The organism is Gammaproteobacteria bacterium (genome assembly GCA_013214945.1).
GTDB lineage: Bacteria > Pseudomonadota > Gammaproteobacteria > Enterobacterales > Psychrobiaceae > Psychrobium.
This window is the reverse complement of record JABSRT010000014.1, coordinates 45,567-67,680: the sequence shown is the minus strand read 5'-3', so window position 1 is coordinate 67,680 and position 22,114 is coordinate 45,567. Positions and strand designations below refer to the sequence as shown.

23 protein-coding genes and 1 pseudogene are annotated in these 22,114 nt (G+C 40.7%); 16 read left to right on the top strand and 8 right to left on the bottom strand.

Annotated features, from left to right (window positions below):
- The first annotated feature begins 229 nt into the window (after nucleotides 1-229).
- From nrdA to HRU23_12215, 3 genes are all read left to right on the top strand, one after another.
- A complete protein-coding gene (gene nrdA, locus HRU23_12225; GenBank protein NRA54903.1) occupies nucleotides 230-2,515 on the top strand; it encodes a ribonucleoside-diphosphate reductase subunit alpha in 2,286 nt (761 codons plus the stop codon).
- Nucleotides 2,516-2,585: 70 nt separating this feature from the next.
- The gene (gene nrdB / locus HRU23_12220; protein ID NRA54902.1) at nucleotides 2,586-3,716 is read left to right on the top strand and encodes a ribonucleotide-diphosphate reductase subunit beta; all 1,131 of its coding nucleotides are present in this window, start codon (nucleotides 2,586-2,588) and stop codon (nucleotides 3,714-3,716) included.
- 46 nt (nucleotides 3,717-3,762) lie between these two features.
- Nucleotides 3,763-4,026 carry a 2Fe-2S iron-sulfur cluster binding domain-containing protein gene (locus HRU23_12215; protein NRA54901.1) on the top strand — a complete coding sequence of 88 codons (264 nt, stop codon included), beginning with the start codon at nucleotides 3,763-3,765 and terminating at the stop codon, nucleotides 4,024-4,026.
- 128 nt (nucleotides 4,027-4,154) lie between these two features.
- On the opposite strand, the gene aqpZ is transcribed toward HRU23_12215, so the two are convergent.
- On the bottom strand, nucleotides 4,155-4,865 hold the full coding sequence (gene aqpZ / locus HRU23_12210) for an aquaporin Z (GenBank protein ID NRA54900.1): 711 nt from the start codon (nucleotides 4,863-4,865) through the stop codon (nucleotides 4,155-4,157).
- 172 nt (nucleotides 4,866-5,037) lie between these two features.
- On the bottom strand, nucleotides 5,038-5,499 hold the full coding sequence (locus HRU23_12205) for an Lrp/AsnC family transcriptional regulator (GenBank protein ID NRA54899.1): 462 nt from the start codon (nucleotides 5,497-5,499) through the stop codon (nucleotides 5,038-5,040).
- Nucleotides 5,500-5,644: 145 nt separating this feature from the next.
- On the opposite strand from HRU23_12205, the gene HRU23_12200 reads away from it, so the two are divergent.
- Nucleotides 5,645-7,927 (top strand): aminotransferase class V-fold PLP-dependent enzyme, encoded by a 2,283-nt coding sequence (locus tag HRU23_12200; GenBank protein NRA54898.1) that lies wholly within the window; start codon nucleotides 5,645-5,647, stop codon nucleotides 7,925-7,927.
- Between the two features lie 110 nt (nucleotides 7,928-8,037).
- On the opposite strand, the gene HRU23_12195 is transcribed toward HRU23_12200, so the two are convergent.
- Nucleotides 8,038-8,595 carry a DUF962 domain-containing protein gene (locus HRU23_12195; GenBank protein ID NRA54897.1) on the bottom strand — a complete coding sequence of 186 codons (558 nt, stop codon included), beginning with the start codon at nucleotides 8,593-8,595 and terminating at the stop codon, nucleotides 8,038-8,040.
- 184 nt (nucleotides 8,596-8,779) lie between these two features.
- Here HRU23_12195 and HRU23_12190 point away from each other — a divergent pair, with 184 nt between their 5' ends.
- Complete coding sequence (locus HRU23_12190; protein ID NRA54896.1) at nucleotides 8,780-9,016, top strand: RNA-binding protein; 237 nt, start codon at nucleotides 8,780-8,782, stop codon at nucleotides 9,014-9,016.
- Nucleotides 9,017-9,116: 100 nt separating this feature from the next.
- Here the strand turns inward: HRU23_12190 and HRU23_12185 are convergent, their stop codons facing one another.
- On the bottom strand, nucleotides 9,117-9,587 hold the full coding sequence (locus HRU23_12185; GenBank protein ID NRA54895.1) for a hypothetical protein: 471 nt from the start codon (nucleotides 9,585-9,587) through the stop codon (nucleotides 9,117-9,119).
- A 416-nt stretch (nucleotides 9,588-10,003) separates the two neighbouring features.
- Here HRU23_12185 and HRU23_12180 point away from each other — a divergent pair, with 416 nt between their 5' ends.
- Together HRU23_12180 and yvcK are read left to right on the top strand one after the other, a co-directional pair.
- Entirely contained in the window at nucleotides 10,004-10,567 is a 564-nt protein-coding gene (locus tag HRU23_12180; GenBank protein ID NRA54894.1) for a DNA-3-methyladenine glycosylase I, read from the top strand.
- Between the two features lie 210 nt (nucleotides 10,568-10,777).
- Entirely contained in the window at nucleotides 10,778-11,731 is a 954-nt protein-coding gene (gene yvcK, locus HRU23_12175; GenBank protein NRA54893.1) for a uridine diphosphate-N-acetylglucosamine-binding protein YvcK, read from the top strand.
- Here the strand turns inward: yvcK and HRU23_12170 are convergent.
- Genes HRU23_12170 through HRU23_12160 form a run of 3 tightly spaced genes read right to left on the bottom strand, consistent with a single transcriptional unit; the run spans nucleotide 11,721 to nucleotide 14,451 of the window.
- Nucleotides 11,721-12,668, bottom strand: a complete 948-nt coding sequence (locus HRU23_12170; GenBank protein NRA54892.1) for a phosphotransferase — start codon at nucleotides 12,666-12,668, stop codon at nucleotides 11,721-11,723. The genes yvcK and HRU23_12170 overlap by 11 nt on opposite strands.
- A gap of 35 nt (nucleotides 12,669-12,703) precedes the next feature.
- Complete coding sequence (gene lpxM, locus HRU23_12165) at nucleotides 12,704-13,648, bottom strand: lauroyl-Kdo(2)-lipid IV(A) myristoyltransferase (GenBank protein NRA54891.1); 945 nt, start codon at nucleotides 13,646-13,648, stop codon at nucleotides 12,704-12,706.
- Between the two features lie 2 nt (nucleotides 13,649-13,650).
- A complete protein-coding gene (locus HRU23_12160; protein ID NRA54890.1) occupies nucleotides 13,651-14,451 on the bottom strand; it encodes a DUF3025 domain-containing protein in 801 nt (266 codons plus the stop codon).
- 91 nt (nucleotides 14,452-14,542) lie between these two features.
- Between HRU23_12160 and HRU23_12155 the strand changes: the two genes are divergently transcribed.
- Nucleotides 14,543-15,271 (top strand): DUF3108 domain-containing protein, encoded by a 729-nt coding sequence (locus HRU23_12155; protein ID NRA54889.1) that lies wholly within the window; start codon nucleotides 14,543-14,545, stop codon nucleotides 15,269-15,271.
- A gap of 36 nt (nucleotides 15,272-15,307) precedes the next feature.
- Here the strand turns inward: HRU23_12155 and HRU23_12150 are convergent, their stop codons facing one another.
- The gene (locus tag HRU23_12150) at nucleotides 15,308-16,096 is read right to left on the bottom strand and encodes a class II glutamine amidotransferase (protein ID NRA54888.1); all 789 of its coding nucleotides are present in this window, start codon (nucleotides 16,094-16,096) and stop codon (nucleotides 15,308-15,310) included.
- Nucleotides 16,097-16,468: 372 nt separating this feature from the next.
- On the opposite strand from HRU23_12150, the pseudogene HRU23_12145 reads away from it, so the two are divergent.
- The 8 genes and pseudogenes from HRU23_12145 (at nucleotide 16,469) to HRU23_12110 (ending at nucleotide 21,920) form a co-directional block, all read left to right on the top strand.
- A pseudogene (locus tag HRU23_12145) lies at nucleotides 16,469-16,837 on the top strand (helix-turn-helix transcriptional regulator).
- 124 nt (nucleotides 16,838-16,961) lie between these two features.
- Complete coding sequence (locus HRU23_12140) at nucleotides 16,962-17,138, top strand: hypothetical protein (protein NRA54887.1); 177 nt, start codon at nucleotides 16,962-16,964, stop codon at nucleotides 17,136-17,138.
- 252 nt (nucleotides 17,139-17,390) lie between these two features.
- A complete protein-coding gene (locus HRU23_12135; GenBank protein NRA54886.1) occupies nucleotides 17,391-18,386 on the top strand; it encodes a hypothetical protein in 996 nt (331 codons plus the stop codon).
- A complete protein-coding gene (locus HRU23_12130; protein ID NRA54885.1) occupies nucleotides 18,367-19,068 on the top strand; it encodes a hypothetical protein in 702 nt (233 codons plus the stop codon). The genes HRU23_12135 and HRU23_12130 overlap by 20 nt, the downstream gene beginning before the upstream one ends.
- Nucleotides 19,065-19,646 carry a 7-cyano-7-deazaguanine synthase gene (locus HRU23_12125; protein NRA54884.1) on the top strand — a complete coding sequence of 194 codons (582 nt, stop codon included), beginning with the start codon at nucleotides 19,065-19,067 and terminating at the stop codon, nucleotides 19,644-19,646. Before HRU23_12130 ends, HRU23_12125 begins: the two co-directional genes overlap by 4 nt.
- Nucleotides 19,647-19,656: 10 nt before the next feature.
- Entirely contained in the window at nucleotides 19,657-20,157 is a 501-nt protein-coding gene (locus HRU23_12120) for a TIR domain-containing protein (protein NRA54883.1), read from the top strand.
- Nucleotides 20,158-20,595: a DUF4231 domain-containing protein gene (locus HRU23_12115; GenBank protein NRA54882.1), complete on the top strand. Its 438-nt coding sequence runs from the start codon at nucleotides 20,158-20,160 to the stop codon at nucleotides 20,593-20,595.
- Nucleotides 20,596-20,606: 11 nt separating this feature from the next.
- A complete protein-coding gene (locus HRU23_12110; protein ID NRA54881.1) occupies nucleotides 20,607-21,920 on the top strand; it encodes a TIR domain-containing protein in 1,314 nt (437 codons plus the stop codon).
- Nucleotides 21,921-22,114 lie beyond the last annotated feature (194 nt).

Here is a 22,114-nt window from a genome sequence, read left to right as displayed (position 1 = left end):
TATCCCAGTCATTATTACTTGCAAATTTAGCGCTAGCACACTATCTTGTACCAAATAATTTATTACCCCCTAGATGTTGTGTATTTTGTCGACGTTATCACAATCAATAGTTGGTGACTCATGATATTATTGAGCCATATAAAAACTATAACAATTGATGATACTCGAGAATTGGCGATCAATTCGCCAGCACTATACTGTCTAGCCATATCATGGAATTTTTACAACAATGAATACAAATATTTTGGTCACCAAACGCAGCGGCAAACAAGAACCCATTGACCTTGAAAAAATTCATAAAGTGATCACTTGGGCCGCCGAGAATCTTGAAAATGTTTCGGTTTCACAAGTGGCGCTTAAAGCCCATATCCAATTTTATATGGGTATTAAAACCGAAGATATCCATGAAACAATTATCAAAGCGGCTGCAGACCAAATTTCTGAAGCGTCACCTGATTATCAATTTATGGCAGCGCGTTTAGCGGTATTCCATTTACGTAAAAAAGCCTACGGTCAATTTGAGCCGCCGCATCTGTTTGCCCATACCGTAAAAATGTGTGAGCAAGGTCGTTACGATCAACATTTGTTAAGTGATTTCACCGAAGCTGAATTTGAACAAATGAATAACGCGATTGATCATTGGCGCGATATGAACTTTAGCTACGCTGCGGTCAAGCAACTTGAAGGTAAATACCTGCTGCAAAACCGGGTAACTGGCGAAATTTTCGAAAGCGCTCAGTTCTTATACATGCTGATTGCCGCCTCGTTATTTTCAAAGTACCCAAGTGATACGCGAATGGATTACATTATTCGCTTTTATAACGCGGTATCACTCTTTAAGATTTCATTGCCAACGCCAATTATGGCCGGTGTACGTACCCCTACTCGCCAGTTCAGCTCGTGTGTACTGATTGAATGTGATGATAACCTCGACTCAATTAACGCGACATCAAGCGCCATTGTAAAATACGTTAGTCAACGCGCAGGCATTGGCATTAATGCCGGTCGTATTCGTGCATTAGGTAGCCCTATTCGCGGTGGTGAAGCTTTTCATACCGGTTGTATCCCATTTTACAAACACTTTCAAACAGCGGTTAAAAGCTGTTCGCAAGGTGGCGTTCGTGGCGGCGCGGCAACATTGTTCTACCCACTGTGGCACCTTGAAGTTGAATCGTTGTTAGTACTTAAAAACAACCGTGGCGTTGAAGAGAACCGTGTTCGACACATGGACTACGGTGTTCAGTTTAATAAAACTATGTACCAGCGTTTAATTAAAGGTGGCAACATCACCTTGTTCTCGCCAAGTGATGTTCCTGGTTTATATGATGCGTTTTTCGCTGACCAAGACAAGTTCGAAGAACTGTATGTTAAATACGAAAATGACGCCAGCATTCGTAAATCGACTATTAAAGCCGCTGAGTTATTCTCGTTGTTCGCGCAAGAGCGTGCGAGCACTGGTCGTATTTATTTACAAAATGTTGACCACTGTAATACTCACAGCCCATTTGATCCAAAGGTTGCGCCTGTTCGTCAGTCGAACCTGTGTTTAGAAATTGCCTTGCCAACCAAACCACTGCAAAGCTTTGACGATCCAAACGGTGAAATTGCCCTTTGTACGTTGTCAGCTTTCAACCTTGGCGTGATTAAATCACTGGACGACTTAGAAGAACTGGCTGAATTGGCCGTTCGAGCATTAGATAACTTGCTGACTTATCAAGATTACCCAATTATTGCAGCGCAGAAATCAAGCATTGGTCGTCGTACTTTAGGTGTGGGCGTCATTAACTTTGCCTACTATCTGGCTAAAAATGGGGTTAAATATTCAGACGGTAGTGCTAATCGTCTAACCCACGAAACCTTTGAAGCTATTCAGTATTACCTACTTAAAGCATCAAATAAGTTAGCAAAAGAAGTCGGCGCTTGTGATTTGTTTAATGAAACAACTTATGCGCAAGGCATCTTGCCCATTGATACTTACAAGAAAGATGTTGATAAGTTATGTTCACCAGCGCTAAACCTTGATTGGGAGTCGCTGCGCACCGAAATCAAAACGCACGGCCTGCGCAACTCAACGTTGTCGGCGCTAATGCCTTCTGAAACCTCATCTCAAATTTCTAACGCGACCAACGGCATTGAGCCACCACGTGGTTTAATCAGCGTTAAAGCCAGCAAAGACGGCGTATTAAAGCAGGTAGTTCCTGAATATGCTCGCTTGCGTGAAAGTTACGAATTATTGTGGAATATCCCGTCAAACCAAGGTTACCTAGAATTAGTTGGCATCATGCAAAAGTTTGTTGATCAAGCTATTTCAGCCAACACTAACTATGATCCAAGTCGCTTTGACAATGGCAAGGTACCGATTAAGCAACTGTTAAAAGATCTATTAACTGCTTACAAGCTTGGGATTAAAACGTTGTATTATCATAATACCCGTGACGGTGCTAATGATGTACAAGGTGATATTGTGATTGAACCAGAAGACGACGGTTGTGAAGGCGGCGCTTGTAAGATTTAACAAGCCAGGCTAGCAATACCAAATAGCCACTCTTTGCAGTGGCTTTTAGTGACTTATTTTAAGGTTTATAATGACATACTCTACGTTCAATCAAATTAAAAACAATCCTCTGCTTGAGCCAATGTTTCTCGGTAACGCCGTCAATGTTTCACGTTTTGATCAACAAAAATTACCCATTTTTGAAAAATTAATCGAAAAACAAATTTCATTTTTCTGGCGTCCCGAAGAAGTTGATATTTCAAAAGACCGTGCCGATTGGCAAAAACTGTCGGACAGCGAACGTCATATATTCATCAGCAACCTTAAATACCAAACGTTGCTCGATTCAATCGCTGCGCGTAGCGTTAACGTTACCTTGCTGCCGTTAGTCTCATTGCCTGAGATTGAAACTTGGGTTGAAACTTGGGGCTTTTTTGAAACTATTCATTCTCGTTCATATACCCATATTTTACGTAACTTGTTTACTGACCCTAGCGAAGTATTTGACGATATTTTACTGAACGAAGATATCATGAAACGTGCCACCAGCATTTCAAAATTCTTTGACGAAGTGATCTTACTAACCCAGTTATTGCAGTCACAAGGCGAAGGCACTTATCAAGTTGAAGGGCGCAGTGTTGTCGTTACACAACGTAAGCTTAAAGAAAGCCTGTTTTTGGCCATTTGTTCGATTAATGCCCTAGAAGCAATTCGTTTCTATGTTAGTTTTGCCTGTTCGTTTGCTTTTGCCGAACGTGAATTGCTTGAAGGTAACGCCAAAATTATCAAGCTAATTGCGCGTGATGAGTCAGTTCACCTGACCGGTACTCAGCATATCTTAAACTTGTGGGCCGACGGTAAAGACGATCCAGAAATGGCCGAAATCAGTGCTGACATGAAGCAGCAAGGTTTACAGGTCTTTTTAGACGTGGTCGAACAAGAAAAAGAGTGGGCTGACTATTTATTTAAAGATGGCTCAATGATTGGCTTAAACGCTGTAATGCTCAAGGAATACATTGAATATATCAGTAACCAACGTTTAATCGCGATCGGTTACAAGCCACCATTCTCGACCTTAACTAACCCACTGCCATGGATGAATTCTTATTTGGTCAGTGACAATGTGCAAGTTGCACCACAAGAGAGTGAAATTTCATCTTACTTAGTGGGTCAAATTGACAGTGAGTTAGACAGTGATGAATTCGATGACTTTGATTTATAATCAAACGAACTTTTGATTTAACACGATAAAGGTTTAACGCTAAATAATGAAAGCAGTAACTTACAACAATGTGTTGTGCGATAAGAAATTCGAACAACGCAGCGAGCAAACCACCTTAGAGTATTTAGAAGCTCAGGGGTTTACCGTAGATTATCATTGTCGTGATGGTACCTGTGGCGCTTGTCGTTGTAAGTTAAATACTGGCCAAGTAGTTTATACCCTAGAACCGCTGGCCTATATTCGCGACGGTGAAATTTTAACCTGTTGTACCCGCCCTACTTCTGACATCGATATTTCTAGCGTTTATTAACCTGAGCTGCGAATAAGTAAGCTTGGGGGTTATGAAGTTCTCGAGCTTGCACTTATATCGTTTACAACCAGTGTCAACAATATAAGCAAAGCTAACAATACAGCGAGTAATACCGCTAGCAATAAAGCTTAGTTAGTTTCTGTTGCTTGATTACTTTCAAACCAACGATAAATCACCCCTGCTAATATGGCGCCAGCGATCGGTGCTAACCAAAATAACCACAGTTGTGACAACGCCCAATCTCCCTGAAAAATTGCAACGCCCGTGCTGCGCGCTGGATTAACCGACGTATTAGTCACCGGAATACTAATTAAATGGATAAGAGTAAGCCCAAGCCCAATCGCTATCGGCGCAAACCCTTGTGGCGCTCGTTTGTCGGTCGCCCCTAAGATGATAAATAAAAACATTAAGGTCATCACCACTTCAGTGACCAGTGCCGCAATTAAGCCATAACCACCAGGCGAGTGTTCGCCATAACCATTGGCTGCAAAACCGGCCGACACATCAAAACCAGCTTGGCCAGATGCGATAACATATAAAGTCGCCGCACCCACTACACCACCTGTTACTTGCGCAGCGATATAAGGGCCAAGTTCAGCCAGTGCAAAACGTCCTCCAGCCCATAAACCTACAGAAACTGCAGGATTAAGGTGGCAACCCGAAATATGACCAATAGCATAGGCCATGGTTAACACGGTAAGACCAAACGCTAACGACACCCCTAATAAACCAATGCCAACGTCGGGAAAGCCCGCGGCTAACACCGCACTGCCACACCCCCCGAGGACCAACCAAAATGTGCCAATAAATTCTGCGGCTAATTTTTTTGTCAATGTCATTATGTATCCCTTAATCGCGCAATATAAAGACCATTGCTGTTGTGCGATGTTTGTTGCGGGCGCTCGAAAGTAGCGCCCGAGCCAAATGTCACACTAAAACATGCCATTGGTACTCAAGCTGAACGTGATTTATGACAGATAATGTTTCATTTAACGTAAACCCGTAAATACATCAAATATAAGTGACGGGCAATGCGGTGGTGTATTTAATCTCTTCCATTGAAAAACTCGAACTAATATCCGAAAAATCAGCGCGAGTAATTAAGCTCTTATAAAAGTTATCAAACGCCTTCATGTCAGGCACGACCACCTTTAACAAATAATCGACTTGGCCGCTCATGCGGTAAAACTCTACTATTTCGCTAAAGTCGTCAGCAACGTCAGAGAATTTTTCTAACCACTGCGGATTATGTTTGCTCGTTTTGATCATCACAAACACCGTAAGTCCGAGATTGAGTTTAGCGGGATCGGCCAACGCGACTCGTCCGGTAATAATGCCAGCGTGTTCCATTGCTTGAATACGACGCCAACATGGTGAAGTTGATAAACCAACCTGTTCTGCAATGCTGCTGATAGCGACAGTACAATCTTGCTGTAACAAATGTAGAATCTTTTTATCGAACGAATCCATAATCATGGTATTTAATTTCAATTAACAAGCCTTAATAGGAATGGTATTCCAAAATTACAGTTATTGTTAGTCAATTTCGCAACAAAATACCCCGCTCTCTGTGAAATAATTTCTATTGTTATTAACTATATTTAGCTAAGAGAAATTTATGGACCAGCTCACGCAAATTTATCTCGATGAGAATGCAACGACTCCGGTATTACCTCAAGCCGCGGCTGCGGCACTTGCGGCAATGGAAACGCTATTTGGTAATCCAAGCAGCAGCCATATTAGCGGCCTGCAAGCTAAACAGATCATGGATAAAACCCGTCATCAGGCAACAGAGATCATTGGCGCTGGTCACGGCAAGGTTATTTTTACCAGTGGCGCAACTGAGGGCATCCAAACCGCTATTTTGTCGGCACTATGCCACGCTAGAGCCAGCATTAAAAATACCCAAGATTATTGTTTGTTATATGGCGCTACCGAGCATAAAGCAGTGCCAGAATCACTCAAACATTGGAATGAGTTGCTTGGCATTAATGCTCAAATTAAAGCGATTCCGGTTGATAAGAGCGGCCAACTCGATTTGGACTTTATCGCCCGTGAAGTACCTAATGCCTTAATGATTTGCACCATGGCCGTTAATAACGAGACTGGTGTTTATCAAGATATTGAGTTATTAGATCAAACGATCAGAGGCCATAATCAAGATGTGTTTTGGATGGTCGATTGCGTGCAAGCATTGGGGAAAATGAGTCTCAATCTGGCTAATACCAGCATAGATTACGCCCCTTTTAGTGGTCACAAGCTTTATGCACCTAAAGGCATTGGTTTTGTATATATTAAAGAAAATGCACCGTTCACCTCATTTATCGCTGGCGGCGGTCAAGAAGGTGGTTTGCGTTCTGGCACTGAAAACCTGCCCGGCATGGCGGCCCTAAGTGTTATATTCTCGATGTTACTCAATCAAAGCCAGCACAGCTTTACCCCAGCCGTTAAGCTCGAGCAATTTCGCCAGCAACTCGTCGCGGCATTAACCACCGCCTTCCCAAGCATTGTATTGAACCATCACTTTGATAATAGCGTGCCAACCACGATTAATTTTTCGGTGCCAAACCTTAGCTCAAAAGAAATGATGGATTTATTTGATGCTGCCAATATTAGGGTCAGTTCTGGCTCGGCCTGTAGCTCGAAAGTAACCCGTAGTTTTGTGCTTGACGCGATGGGGTTAGCGCAGTGGCAAAGCGAGTCTGCTATTCGCATGTCTTTTGGCCCAGCAATGACTCAAGCGCAAGTCGATATTGCCTGTGAGCGGATCCAACTATGCGCCCAAGCATTGACAATGAGTTGCTTTACTCATGATCTGGCACAAACCAACAACCCGGTTGAATTAGCGGGACTAATCCAATTTAAAGTAGGCGGAAGTTGCACTTGGTTATATGTTGACAACGTAGAAAAAACAGCGGTTATCATTGATCCCTTACCTGAACTAGAGCAGCGTATTACGACCTTACTGGCCTGCCAATCGTTGCAACTAATCGCGGTTATCGATACCCATGGTCATGCCGATCATGTGTCGTGTCGTGGGCTTATTGCAGACCACTTACTGCCAAACCAGCACAGCGATCATCTTGGCTGGCCGCTTAATTCTCCATCGTTTACCGTTGACGGCAACACCTATCAATATGTAGCCATTGGTCAGCAATACTTAGTTAAAGTCGCCACTGCAGGTCACACTAATGACAGCATTAGTCTGTTGTTATGCCAATCTCTGCCAACGACGGCTCAAGCATGGCAAGTAGAATATGCATTTTGCGGCGACACCATTTTAATCGGCAGTCTCGGGCGGACCAATTTCAGTACCAGTAGCACTGATGGCTTGTTTTCCAGTCTCCAGCAATTGCATCGGCTTATCGGCAACAACACCATTATCTGCCCAAGTCATGACTATCATAATGAATTTGCCACCAGCTTTAGCGCCGAGCTGTCACGCAATAAATTATTAGCGCTAGTCATTTTCAACGGTATCACCTTGGTCGATTTTTCGCGTCAAAAGACCTTATTAGACCAACATATTGTTGATGAGACCGGCGCAGAAATAATGTGTGGGGCCTTTGTCGGCAACGGCAACAAAAGCCAAGTGAAGGCATATTCAAGCACTAGCTTAGGTGTGGCGATGGCACAATCTGGTGCGCTGAAATTGATTGATATTCGAGAGCCCCATGAATATGCCTTAGGCCACGATGCCCAATCATATACTAATGTGCCGGTATCACGGCTGGTCCAGTTTGTGCGGCAATACCAACACAACAAACAAGCGCCGTTGGCCTTAATTTGTCGCAGTGGCAGCCGCTCGCACATAGCAGCCCAAGCCTTAGCACGTTTAGGTTTTAGTAATATTGGCCATGTGGTTGGCGGTTATGCTTTAAATAGCCTGACTGCTGAATAAGCTCATATTTCGCGATGAGTATGGATTAAACAATAACGTCGAAGTTAGTTCAATGGCAGTGATGACACCACGTTGAACTAACTTATCACAATAGCCTCTGGCCATTGGTGTTAGCTCACCTGCTGATTATCACTTAATTTTTTCTCTAACTGCCGTCTTTTGGTAATAGCTAACGGGGTTATGCTTTTGTTGAGCTCAGCTTCTAAGCCTAATAGAAAATACAATTCTGCCATCAGAAAAAAAGGACCAATAAACAACTGATTTAAATCGTCGATAAATGCCGGTTTAGCCTGTTCATAATGGTGACCTATTAACTGCAATACCCAACCTACAGCAAACACCACCAAAGCAATCCACCCGGCACCCGCCTGTTGAGCGACCAAATACGATGTATACAATACCGGCAAAATAAAAATCGCCAAGCCGAATGCCAATCGAACATGCAACAATGAATAATAAGCAAGCACTCCAATAGCAAATAGCGTGGCGACGTTAACCGGAAAATAGTCGTTTAGCGCGTCCAGCACCGCAATCTGAAATGGAATGAGATTAAGCAACAAAAATATCGACCAGATAATCAGCGGAATGCCAATAAAGTGAGTTTTGATATTACGCGAATTAAGGTGGACACTTTTATAATTCGATAATTGTTCTTGGGCAGATTTCACAGGATTTACTCCATTTATTATTATTAGTTGAGGCCAATACAAGCCCGCAGCAATAAAAATAAGGTCTAGCTAGCTTCGCCGTTGATACCTGTCACAACCTCGTTATTATTTCCAATAAAATAGCTTGGTCAATCAGACATAAATTGAGATAATTAGTCATTAATTATAAATAACATGGCTTATTATGAAACTATTAGTTCGTAACCTTGACCGGAACACCACCGAGCAAGAACTTAACACCTTATTTGCAACTCACGGTACAGTAACCGAGTGTAACTTAGTATTAGACCAAGCAACAGGTCAATCAAAAGGCTTTGCTTTTATCGAAATGCTTGATGAAAAAGAAGCATTAGCGGCAATTGCTAGCTTAAACGAATCAAAAGTAGCAAAGAACAAAATTCGAGTGAAGTCAGCTCAATAAAAATATGAAGCTCAAAGTAACATAGGTTTAATACTCAAATCCCCACATTACGTAAAGCTAGTGGGGTGAGTTACTCTGAGAAAATCATATGACAAACAGATTAATGACCGCGGGCTAGCGTAATGCGGTTGTTAAGCTCTTCAAGGTTTACCGCTAAATTGTTCTGGTGAGGCAAGAAGTTACCTCGGGTATAAAAGGTAAGTTTATGGCCTAACTCAGTCTCATGATTAAGTAGTAACGTCACTTTTCGCCGCGCACTGGTCATTTCACTACTGAGATCAAGAATGTCGCGCAGGTTAACCCGTATTTCCTTACCTGAATTTTTAAAGACTAACGCATCACCGTCGTCATAAACTTCGTCCATTAAATCAAAAAATTGTTCCTGCATAAATATATAACCAAAAATGGCCATTAATATTGCGGCTAATATCGCTATGGATCCCATCGTAGTCGTGCCATTCTCTCCGGCTGCCAACGGCACCGAAATCACCATAAAAGTCAAAAATGTAAACAACAAGCTGGGGAAAACCTTCTTGTCAAAAAATGTACTGTTTGATATTTGTTTTTTCACTAAATGCTCCTTGCGCTAGTGACAATAAAAAGAGTTGTTACGGGCTAAGCCTAGCCCACTTATATTATATATAAATATTAATTGGCTTATTAACCAAGGTTCAGGCTACAACCGATCACTACGTTCGTTATATTGATATGTTAAACGTTATAAGATTAGCGACGGATTGGCTTTGGTTTGCGGTTTATTAACGAAATACAGCTGCTATTCAGTCCATGAGTACGGCTGGTAAAACTATCGTTAACTAATAAATGTTATATTAAAAATCAATACATCCACAGCATTAACTGCTAGTTTTAATCCACTAATATAGATTAACCAGTGGAGTGACCACATGAATAAGAGTTTAATGGCACCACAATCGGCGATTTTTCACGTGCAGGAGCTGAGAATGACCACCGCTAAAGGAGCTAACAATGTGTAAGCGCTGCCCTTGGTTAGACACCAGCAAGCCTGATTATGTTGAGTACCACGACCATGAATGGGGCGTTCCGGTGCACGATGACACAGCAATGTTCGAATCTCTGGTGTTAGAGTCGGCACAAGCTGGTTTGAGTTGGTATACCATTCTTAAAAAACGTGAAGGTTACCGTAAGGTGTTTTTAAATTTTAATGTCACCGAAGTCGCTAAGTTCACCAATGACGATGTCGAACGTTTAATGCAAGATCCCTCAATCGTCCGTCATCGACAAAAAATAGCCGCAGCGATTAACAATGCGCAACGCTTTATTGAAATACAAAATGAATATGGCAGCTTTTGTAAATTCATCTGGTCTTATGTTAATAATAAAACCATTGTCAATGACATTGAAAAGCCTGAAGATTACGTTGCGACGTCAGCTATTAGTGATCAGTTAGCAAAAGACCTGAAAAAGCGTGGTTTTAAGTTTCTTGGTTCAACGACCCTGTATTCACATCTACAAGCAACCGGACTAATAAACGATCATTCAAATCAATGTTTTAGAAAATCGGTTTGTTAGACTCCTTGCTACGAACAGCTAGCTTTTATTCACCTTGAGCCAACCATGCTCAAGGCACCCTAATATATGCCGTAAACCAAACTTTTTCGAGTTAATCGGTGACCTCGTATTGGCTTGAGTTTCCCCAATACAAATAACGCAAATTCTAAATTTTTTGTTATGCTTAAATAAGTCATTTGATAATTCGTCTCTGCAAGGACTTGCTTAACAATGAAAAATCAAAGCATCTATTTACCCTTAACAAATCCCAGCCGGGTTCAACCAAAATTAGAACAACTTGAGCGTGTCGTTGCTATCGGTGGCGGCCACGGTTTGGGTCGCGTTTTATCGTCGTTAAATCATTTAGGGCCATGCCTAACAGGTATTGTCACCACAACAGACAATGGTGGCTCAACGGGTCGGCTCCGTGACACTCAAGATTGTATTGCTTGGGGAGACCTCCGAAGATGCATTCAACAATTGGTCACTCATCCAACACCAGCAAGTTTATTACTTGAGTATCGCTTTAGAGGTCCAGGAGAATTGACCAAGCATAACTTAGGCAACTTAATGTTGTTAGCGCTAGACCATATGGCAACCCGTCCGCTTGATGCCATTAATATTATTCGCGATATGCTCCATGTCAAAAGTCTCATTATTCCGATGTCAGAAAGCCCAACCCATTTGCTTGCAGTAGCCGATGATCAGCAACATATCTTTGGTGAAATCGAAGTCGACAAAATGCAAACCATGCCACATGCTTTAAAATTAGACCCACCAGTTAAGGCAACAGCCGAAGCGATTGAAGCCATTAATCAAGCTCAGCTGATCATCATTGGCCCTGGGAGTTTTTTAACCAGCATTATGCCGCCATTATTATTGCCCGAGTTACGTCAAGCGATTGCTAATAGCGATGCAAAAAAGATTTTTATCACCAATTTAGTGCCCGAAGATAGTCCGGCTGGCGTATTAACTGAACAGCAATTATTGAGCTGGAGTCAACGAATGACCAACCTGCCTGCGCCTGATGCCGTCTTGATTCATAGCGAAAAAGATAAAGATTGTGAGCCTTTTTATTTTCGTGATATTGCGCAAGACACTGCTCGTTGCCATGACAGAAAAAAACTGCGCCAAGCCATTACCAGTTTAACCGAGCAACTATTACGTACTGCAACTATTGCTTAGCTAAACTATTACTTAGCTCAAGCATCCGGCGATAATAATATTCGCCGTCTGCATTACTGATCATTTCATTGGGCTGCAATTGCAGCCACAACCAACACATTGCGCAGTAATAACATTCAAAGAGTTGTAACCTTGCTTGATCAACTTCAAAGCTAACTTGCGCGTATTGAGCAATAAACTGCGCACGATCCTGAGCCGCTAATTTCAATTCGACCATCACACTGGCTAAATCAATATAAGGATCATTAAAAGCACTAAACTCCCAGTCTATTAGCCACAATTGCGTTGCCCCGACAATAATATTACCGCGATTAATATCACCATGAATAAGGCAATAAGTATGAGAAGTCAGTTCTTTAAGTCGATTAATAAGCTCGGTCACCACAATTTGATGACGGCCCTTAAATTGCTCGTTGTTACTCGTACATAAATGCCAATAGTCACTAAGTCGCTTAAATGGTGAAACCGACTCACCAGCAATCATATGTTCTTGATTTGGGATTTGATGGACACCTGCCACTAAATTGGCCAGCGCTTTAAGCTCAGCCGAGTTTAGTACCTTAAGCGATGCTAATGAGCGCCCACTGCAATAATCAACAATCATTATGCCATGACACCAGTTGGTTAACTGATGCCACTGCTCACCACAGAGCTGTTGTAACTGGCCGCTGGTATAATATTGTCGCGGTACCGGGGTGAAATGACTATTTGCAGCAAGCCGTTGGTGATTAAATTCGCGCTCTCGATCAACCCCGTTTTGTAAATCGACGGCGGTTAAAAAACGGATGACTTGGCTGCTATTCTGCTGCTCGACCAACACATTAACGTTACATAAACCACCCGCTAAGCGGCTAATATTCTCAATCGTAATTTCATTGAAACTGGGCAATTTATTAATTACTTGCAGCAACAGTTGATCTGTTAATAAAGAACTCACTGCCCTATTTCCCCGTGATTAAGTATTGCTTAGCATTAATATAACGGAGACTCACCTGGTGGTCTGGTTTTTAATACTCGTAAAATCCAAATATATTGGCTTAAGTCACGTAAAATAATCCGTTCAACTTGTTGATTTAAAAACAAGGCTTCTTCTTCTTTGCTTTGATCTTGACTGCAATCGAGCGGCGCTTCAATGGTTAACTTATATTTACGACTTGGCGGATCATAGGCAATGCCAACCGACATCGCTTTAGCACCACTGCAACGTGCAATACGATTAACCACAGGCAAGGTTGCTTTAGTGGTACCAAAAAACGGCGCAAATTCTGATTTGTCTGGGCCATAGTCTTCGTCTGGTAAATAAAACATATGCAGTCCGGCCTTGCTGCCTTTCATTAGCACCTTGATGCCTGCTTGGCGCACGTATATTTTTGAATCAAAGCGATTACGTTGCATGGCGGTTAACCAATTAAACAATGGATTTTTATGTTCATTGATAATCGCAACCATCTGAACCTTTTTACACATAAAATAGGTTGGCGCAAACTCAAGCCCCCATAAGTGCGGACAAATGAAGATCGCCTTATCACCATCTTTAATAATTTTCTCAACGTGTTGCCAACCATCAACCTCAACCCGGTTCATAATGTATTGCGGCGATCGCAACAACAATTCACCTTGAGCGAACACCGTTTGCAAAAAGATCTCAATCGTTTTACGCATTAACGCACTGCGTTCATCGCTGCTCATCTGTGGAAAACATTGAGTTAAATTTATCTCAACAATGCGCCGTTGTTTTTTAGACACTTTAAGTACCAGCGAGGTCAACGAACGCGCCATTGGGTCGCGAATAATCGGCGGAATATAAGCCAATATAAATAACAACATAATGCCTAACCACGCGCCCCAATATTTTGGCGCTAGCCACGCCCATTGAAATTTTGGATTAAATAAATGTTTTTCTTGAGTGAGTGCCATGGCTACTTAGCTATCCTTTTCGGGCGGAAATAATCGACGTTGTCGTAAAAGTTCGGGTTGATGTTATCAGGCCACCAATGTGGAATACCTAAAATAGGTAGCGGGTATAGGTGTCGATTATCAACCATCAGCGTCTCGAGTTCTTGCGCAACCATCGTATCTAATTGACGGTATTGTTCGAATTTATCACGGCTGAAAAAGTCAGGCTCAACCTTGACATATAACGCCTTGGCCGTAAAACCAATGTAAGGCGCCAGCGCCTTTTCATAGTTGGCATGGCCAATAATAAAGCCAGCAATATTGTCGCCCCATTGACTGCGGTTAGCGACAAAAGCTTGGTGCCAAAACTGCTCGGTTAACGCCTCTTTTTGCTTATCATCACAATAGGCAATAATCACCCCACATTCATCTAATAAGGTTAATGCGTTACGACATTTGGTGCGCTTTATTTTTCCGCTGCTGACAATATCCTGATAATGGAGCCGGTTTATTTCTTGTTTTACTTTTGGAAACAAAATATAAATCATCGCATTAAAAAAGTCATGCCAGCTGCAAGGTCGGGTCGGTACTTGCGCATGCAAATAAATACGCTCTTCGTAATACAAACCATCACTGAGCAGCTTATCGGTTTGCTCAACCAACGTCAGTTGATGCCCTTGCTGATTAATAACATCGGCGTCCATCAGTTGGTTAAGTTCATTGCAATCGGGCCAATTAGTCCAAGCTTTATTGGCTAATAATGATTTGAGATCGCTAAATAATGGGTTAGATTCTAAAAAATCTGGTTGCCATGGTTGCATCATTGGGTCAAAACTATTATATCTTTAGTAACATACGCGTTATTGTAACGTTTTTTGCTACATAACCCTACTTAAAAACGAGTAGTCTAGGGGAGTGATTATCAAATTTCTTAAGAAAGTTTTATTGCCATTAATCACCACAATTGCATTAAATCCTGTAACTTTACTTGCTGAAACAACGACCGACACAGCCTTTAAACCATTTAAAGCAAACTATAAAGTGTTTCGAAAAGGCAGCGAATTGGGCGAAGCGTATCGTCAACTAACCACCATTGATGGTCAGTATCTACTGGAAACAGATAGCCAAATAAGTTGGTTGTTTTTATCTGACAGCCGGCACGAGCGCAGCACCTTTAAGCTTAACCAAAACAAAATTGTACCGCTGGCCTATAATTATAAACGCACTGGCACCGGGCGAGATCGCCACACCAAACTCAGTTTTGACCAAAACAAAATTGTCAGTCTTTATAAAAGTAAAACGCGTGAGTTTACCGCCCAACCAGACATTTTAGACCCCCAACTTTATCAACTGGCGATGCAGCAACAACTGATTGCCGGCGATAAGGAGTTTGAGTATCCGATTATTCATCGTGGCAAAGAAGTGACCTACAAGTTTAAAGTTGTCGCCACCGAAGAGCTGAGCCTGCCTTATGGTAAAATTAACGCGATTAAAATTGAACGGATCAGAGAATCGTCGCGCCGAAAAACCCTATTATGGGTCGCGCCCTCGTTAAACTATACGATGGTGAAATTAACCCAGTTTAAAGAAGGCAAAGAACAAGCAGATTTGCAATTGGCTTGGTTGAAATTTAGCGAAGACTAATATGTAGGCTAAGGCTAAATGGCCAAGCCAATTTCGTTATACTTGAGGCTCAAACGCCATGTCGAGCTCGCCATGGCGAAACATTACCATGCCGCCACAGCCCATTTTTTGCCAGGCTTCGTCATTGGTTAACGGTTTAGTCGCAATAACAGTCACGACATCGTAAGGTGTCGTTTCTTTTTGAAAATCGATCACCATATCGGTATCAATTAACTTGGCCTTGCCAAACGGCGCACGGCGCGTAATCCAACACAAATTATTGGTGCAGTAGGCAAAAACAAACTCGCCATCTGACAACAACATGTTGAAAACACCAAAACTACGCAAGTAATCACATTGCTGATTTAAAAATTCAAATAACTGCTTAGAGTCTTCAGGCTGGCTAGGAAATTGTTTCGCCATTTGGTCGAGCAGCCAACAAAAAGCCAGCTCACTGTCTGTTTGACCAATCGGCAGAAAACGCTCCGAAGTAATTTTATCTTCATAATCGCTCAGCTGACCATTGTGAGCGTAAGTCCAATTCTTGCCCCACAGTTCACGACCAAACGGATGAGTATTTTCAAGTGATACCCCACCACGATTCGCCTGACGAATATGACTAATAACCGCTTGGCTCTTAATTGGGTAGTTTTTAACTAATTTAGCGACTTCTGATTGACAGCTTGGCAGCGGATCGCGAAAAGAACGACAGCCTTTGCCGTCATAAAAGGTAATTCCCCAACCATCGGAATGTGGACCTGTTACCCCACCCCGTTCAACTAAGCCGGTAAAACTAAAAACAATATCGGTCGGCACATTAGCGCTCATCCCAAGCAATTCACACAAAATTGACTTATCCTTAAAAAATTATTTCAACATCAAAAACTAATGAATAACGTGACTTACAGTGTCAGTAAGCACAAACTTATTCACGATAATTACAATTGAGTTAATAGTAACAGAACAATTGAGTATTGGTCTATCAAGGACCTAAAATGCTAGGTTAAATTGGACTGTCTATTATATTGCCCAGCATGCATGACAGTAAAAGATCCTTATTCTGTTAAGGGCGTGCTCAGTTCGTAATAAGCTCGATAACTAGAGTCATAAACAATCAAAAAAACCAATCAGAAAATCGATAGCGAGCGCTTGCTAACCACCTCTAACTCTCATATAATCAAAAGCATAGACTGAATTTATTTTTCTTGTTTTTAACCGATGTTGATAGATAAATAGCAGCAAACAGACACGGTTTCGTTTGAACTAAATTGGTTACAAAAAGAAATTGGGGTAAATCCTAATGATGTTTTTTTAATGTTAATCAATGACGACAGCATGTATCCAACCTTGAAAGACGGTTCAATGATTATGGTTAACCGAAATTTTAACAACCTGTCCGACGGTGTTTACGTCATGCGTCACGACAACACTCTATTAGTTAAACGACTACAAATGTTGCCTGGCGGCATCATCAAAGTGAAATCAGACAACACTCAATACAATCCTTGGGAAATCCACAAATCCCAACTCGACGGCACAGATCTAGAACTAATCGGCCGTGTGGTTTGGACTGGGCAACGGATGTAACAAATATGAAAACATCAGAATTAATAAAAAAACTTCAGCAAATTGAAAAAAAGTACCTCATGATGCAGAAATTGTAGTTGGTGATGATTATCATTTTGTACATCTTAAGCGGATCATTCATGATATGCCTCGGACTTACTTAGAATTTGAAGAAATTCCATCGGATGATTCAGATGCAGAAAATGCAGAATACGCCCGCCTGATAGACTCGATACCGTCAATCTTTGAACAGCATAAAGCCGGGCAGTTAACGACCGAGGAAGCGTCAGATAAGATAAAAGCTATGCTTTTAGGCTGGTGAGATATGTAACAGCTATAGTTGCTGATTCTGGATAACAAAAATTCCAGTACGCGCCACAGGAAATAGACGGATCCCAACTCGACGGCATTGACCTAAAATTTGAAGGTCAGGTAAATTGATAGAAAAGTATGAATGTCTCATGTTGTCTATGATTGATCTACAATAATATTGATTGTGGTGTATTAGGTATATTAAAAGGATTAGATTTAGAGTAAGTCTAGGTACTATAATGGAATATCAAAGGAATGATTTATGGTTAAAGTAAAAAATACAATTGGCGGGTTACCAACCCCAATATTCTACCCCTCGGTTTCAGGTGTTTCAAAAAACAATTGGTCTGTAATTGATCATGTTGAATTATTAGTCGCTTGTGACTATCCTCAGTTTTTGGTTTCTTGTTTTGATGTTTATAAGAATCAGAATAATAGCCGGCTTCAGTTGGCCTTAGAAAAAGCTAAAGAGCAGAGCCAGGTAGTTTTATGGGACTCTGGCCTTTATGAAATGGTTTGGTCTCGTTCAAAGCGGTGGTGTAAAAAACGTTATATAAAGACGTTAAAAAGAAATGACGTTTCATATGCATTTAGCTTTGATGATTTTTGCTTAAATCAAAAAACACAAAATTCTTCAATTATTACTTCATCTATCCAAAAAACTATAAAACAAGCTAGCACATCAGATATATCGCCAATTATCCATTGTAAAAATCCACTTGAATACCCAGCACTCTGCATGGCGGTTAGTCAGAGTTGTAAGCCTAAATTAATCGCTATACCGGAAAGAGAGCTAGGCAGAGGGGTTTTAGAAATCCTTCTCAATATCAAAAAAATCCGAACTTCTTTAAATACATTAGACAAATATCAAACATTACACATACTTGGCACTGGTAACCCTATATCTATGATGCTATATGCTTTTGCAGGAGCTGATTCGTTTGATGGACTTGATTGGTGTCAAACAGTCGTTGATTTTGAAAAAGGAACACTTCACCATCCGCTTCAATTGGATTTATATAAGCATCAAAGTAAGTGGGGGCAAAACACCGATATAAATTTTTTCACAAGTTGTTATATGCATAACCTTGAATTTTACAAAAATTGGATGCCCTATCTACAACAAACTATAGAAACGGATCAAATAGAAGTTATGTTGCAACACTACCTTCCCCCTCAATTTTTCGATACTGTTGCATCAGCATTAACAAGTGATATAAAAATCGACGAGGCTTTATATGAAATTATGGCAAATTGATCATGCAGTCAATAATTTATGCAGTGATGTAAATCAACTCGTCAAACGTATTAGTGTTGCTGAGATGACAGAGACACAACTTGTTTATGAGTTATTAATTTGCATACTAGGAAGCGGAGTTAGATATGAAATTGCTGTTGCTTATGCCGCAGGTATTAGGCGTTCTAGATTGGTATCTAAAAAAATGGTATTAAAAAATGAATCTAGTTCTGCCATACAACAATTTTTAACTATGCCTGTACACGCAAAAACAACTGATAAAATGTATAAGCGATATAGGTATCCTGCACGTGGTGCAAATTGCATATCACAATCATTATTTAACATTTACTCCGACTATGGCTCTTTAAAGAAATTAGTTAGTTTAGATCTAGGTTCCTTTGCATTAAGGAGAGAGTTGATTCGTATTTGTCCAGGTATAGGCCCCAAGCAAGCAAGTCATTTTCTTAAAAATATCGGCTATACGGATGAAGTGGCAATTATTGATAGGCATATAATTCGTTATATGGAGATTGCTGGCGATAAACATTTAAATATATCCAAGCTTGCTCGTATCGATAAATATGAAGAAGTGGAAATTCGTTTTATATCAATAGTACGTAAATTTAAGTATTCAGTTTCTGTTGTCGATCAGGCAATGTGGTTCGTAATGAGGGCGTTAAATATGAAGGTTGTGACATGAGCATAGTAACATTACTATCCGGTGGATTAGATTCTTGTCTGATGACTGTTTTAGCTCAAGAAGTTGGCCAGAATCAATTGCCATTGTTCATTAATTACGGACAAATTAATTTGGAGCGTGAGTTACAAGGAGCAATAAAACATACTAAACAATTTGGGCTGAGACAGCCCCAAATTATGGATATAAGCGGCTTTGGTAAGGTTATATCTTCAGGTCTGACAGACCCAACTAAAAATGTGGTTGATGAGGCATTTTTACCTGGCCGAAATATGATGCTGTTGCTAATGGCAAGCTCTTTCGCTGTTCAAAATGAGTGCTCTTCTGTTTCAATAGGGCTCCTTAGAGAAGAAACAGCAATTTTTCCTGACCAAACAGATGATTTTCTTTTTTCTGCGGAATATGCAATATCAAAATCACTTGGAAGAAAAATAGAGATAATTACGCCTTTACGGGACTTTTATAAAAAAGATGTCATCCAACTTGCTAAGGAAAGAGGGATTATATCGTCATATTCGTGCCATGTAGGTGGCGAAACACCTTGTGGCACTTGTATTTCTTGTATGGAATTTAACAATTAAGGAGCTTGATATGGGCGGTGGTGGTGGCTTCGGTTTTTCTCCTACTGATAAGAGTCAGTTGGAGCAAAAGGCGAAAGAAAAAATTGAACAGGCGGGAAATATGAAAACCCGAAATGTCTTTATAAGTTTTTCACATGAAGATATGAATGAAGTAAATTTATTACGTGGTCAGTCAAAAAACGACAATAGTGATTTAGAATTTTCTGATTACTCAGTAAAAAAGGCTTTTGATAGTGAAGATTCTGATTATATTAAACGAAAAATTCGCGAAAAAATAAAAAACACATCGGTCACTATGGTTTATTTATCTGATAAAAGTATTAAGAGTAAATGGGTTAAATGGGAAGTTGAGCAAAGTATAAAAATGGGAAAGGGAGTTATCGCAGTGCATAAAGGCAATACTCCTCCCGCTAATACACCTTCCTATATTAGCGATAATGTTAGCTCAACAGTTCAATGGAATCATGATGCAATAATGGCTGCTGTGAACAAAGCATCAATGGTGAGATAGATGAATCCTGAGCAGTACACTAACAAAAGAGTAGATGATCAAATTGCATTCTATGACACTAAAAGCAAATCTAGTCAAAGTATGTATAAGGGCTTATCTGTCATTCAAATTATTTCCGGGGCTATAATCCCTCTGGTTTCAGGTTTTTCTGATGATATAAATTATTCCGAATGGATTACCGCGTTATTGGGTGTGGCAGTTACATGTGCAACAGCTTTATTATCTTTATGTAAATATCAAGAGCGTTGGATTAATTATCGTACAACTTGTGAAACGTTAAAACATTTAAAACACCTTTTCTTGACGAGTTCTACTCCTTACAAGGACGATGATTCATTTGATATATTTGTAAATGATATTGAGTCAATAATATCTAAAGAAAACTCCGATTGGGGAAAATATATAGCTAAAACCCCTGATGACCAGAACAAACGATAGAGAGATATTGCATGAATTACTGGATTGAGCACTGCGAATTACCTCGACCACGGCCGGAAAACTTTAAGTGGGATGTTTTTATTTCCTATCGTTCTTTAGATCGGATTTGGGCTATTTCATTGTACGACATGTTAACACAGTGTGGTTATACTGTATTTCTTGACCAATTTGTTCTTGTACCAGGAAAGGGGTTAGCCTCACAACTTGGTAAAAATCTTGATAGTAGTGCTAGTGGGGTCTTGATCTGGTCTCAAAATACTGCTGATTCCCAATGGGTAGAGGCCGAGCTAGATTCCATGATGCACAAAAAGAATGAAACTATAGGTACTGATTCTCCGTTTTTCTTTGTTGTTGCATCATTAGATGGGCAAAAACCCCCAGGGCTTCAGGGTGGGCAACTCTATCTTGATTTCTCTGAATACGTTGATGGTCCCATGGGCGCAGACCTTGTCAGGTTAACTTGCGGGTTGGCAGGAAAAGCACTTAGTACTACGGCTGTCAGACATGTCATGGAATTCGAAAAATCTATGACTGAAGAGCCAATAAAACTTCGAGCAATGGCAAAAGCTCAGCTATTTGACAAAATTAAGGAACGCATTGTAAGTAACGAACCTGCATATACTTCCTCAGCAACATTATCAGGTGTTGCAATTGATCTACTTATTCGTGGCAAACAGTATCAAGAGTCAATCCAGATGGCAGAGTTCGCTTTAAAGACATTTCCAAATTCGGTTCGACTTCAACAATTATATGGGCTTGCACTACGACGAGCAGGTAAGCTCGATAACGCTGCTTATGAGTTAAATCTGTTGCTCGAAAAAGGTCATCGTGATACCGAAACATTAGGGATTCTTGCAGCAGTATGGGCAGATTTATGGGAGCATCGGAAAAAAATTAATAATATATCAGGCGCGCGCGATGCATTGGAACATTCACGAAATCTTTACAAAGAGGGCTTTAGCAAAGTCCCCTCTGATACATACACAGGGATAAACGCAGCCTCTAAATCAGTCCTGTTAGGTGAAATGGATGAGGCAATAGCCTTAGCCGATAAGGTGCTAGAACAACTGAAAGAAATGGATAGTGAACGTGATGGAAGACCATCTCATGATTATTGGGAGCGTGTTACTGAACCAGAAGCTCTTTTAATTAAAGGTGACTGGGAACAATCTGTGAATTTATATCATGCTGCGCGTGTTGCTCATCAGCATGAAACAGGAAGTATTCAGTCTACTGCAACTCAGCTAGAACGGTTACTTGGAGTTCTTAGTGTTCCATCAGATATAACACATAAACTGGTTGTTGAATTTAATCTTAAATTATGATTTTTGAACTCAAAGATCATAATTTCATGTAACAGTTTCACTTTTAAAATAGTTAACATGCCCTATTGATTACACAATAACCAATTAGATAGTATGTCCAATGATAAATAGGTCAGAGTAAATAAAAATATGGGGCACCCACAAATTTTAGACTGTTAAATGGCTAAAATTTATGACTGTCCCTTTTATTTTCT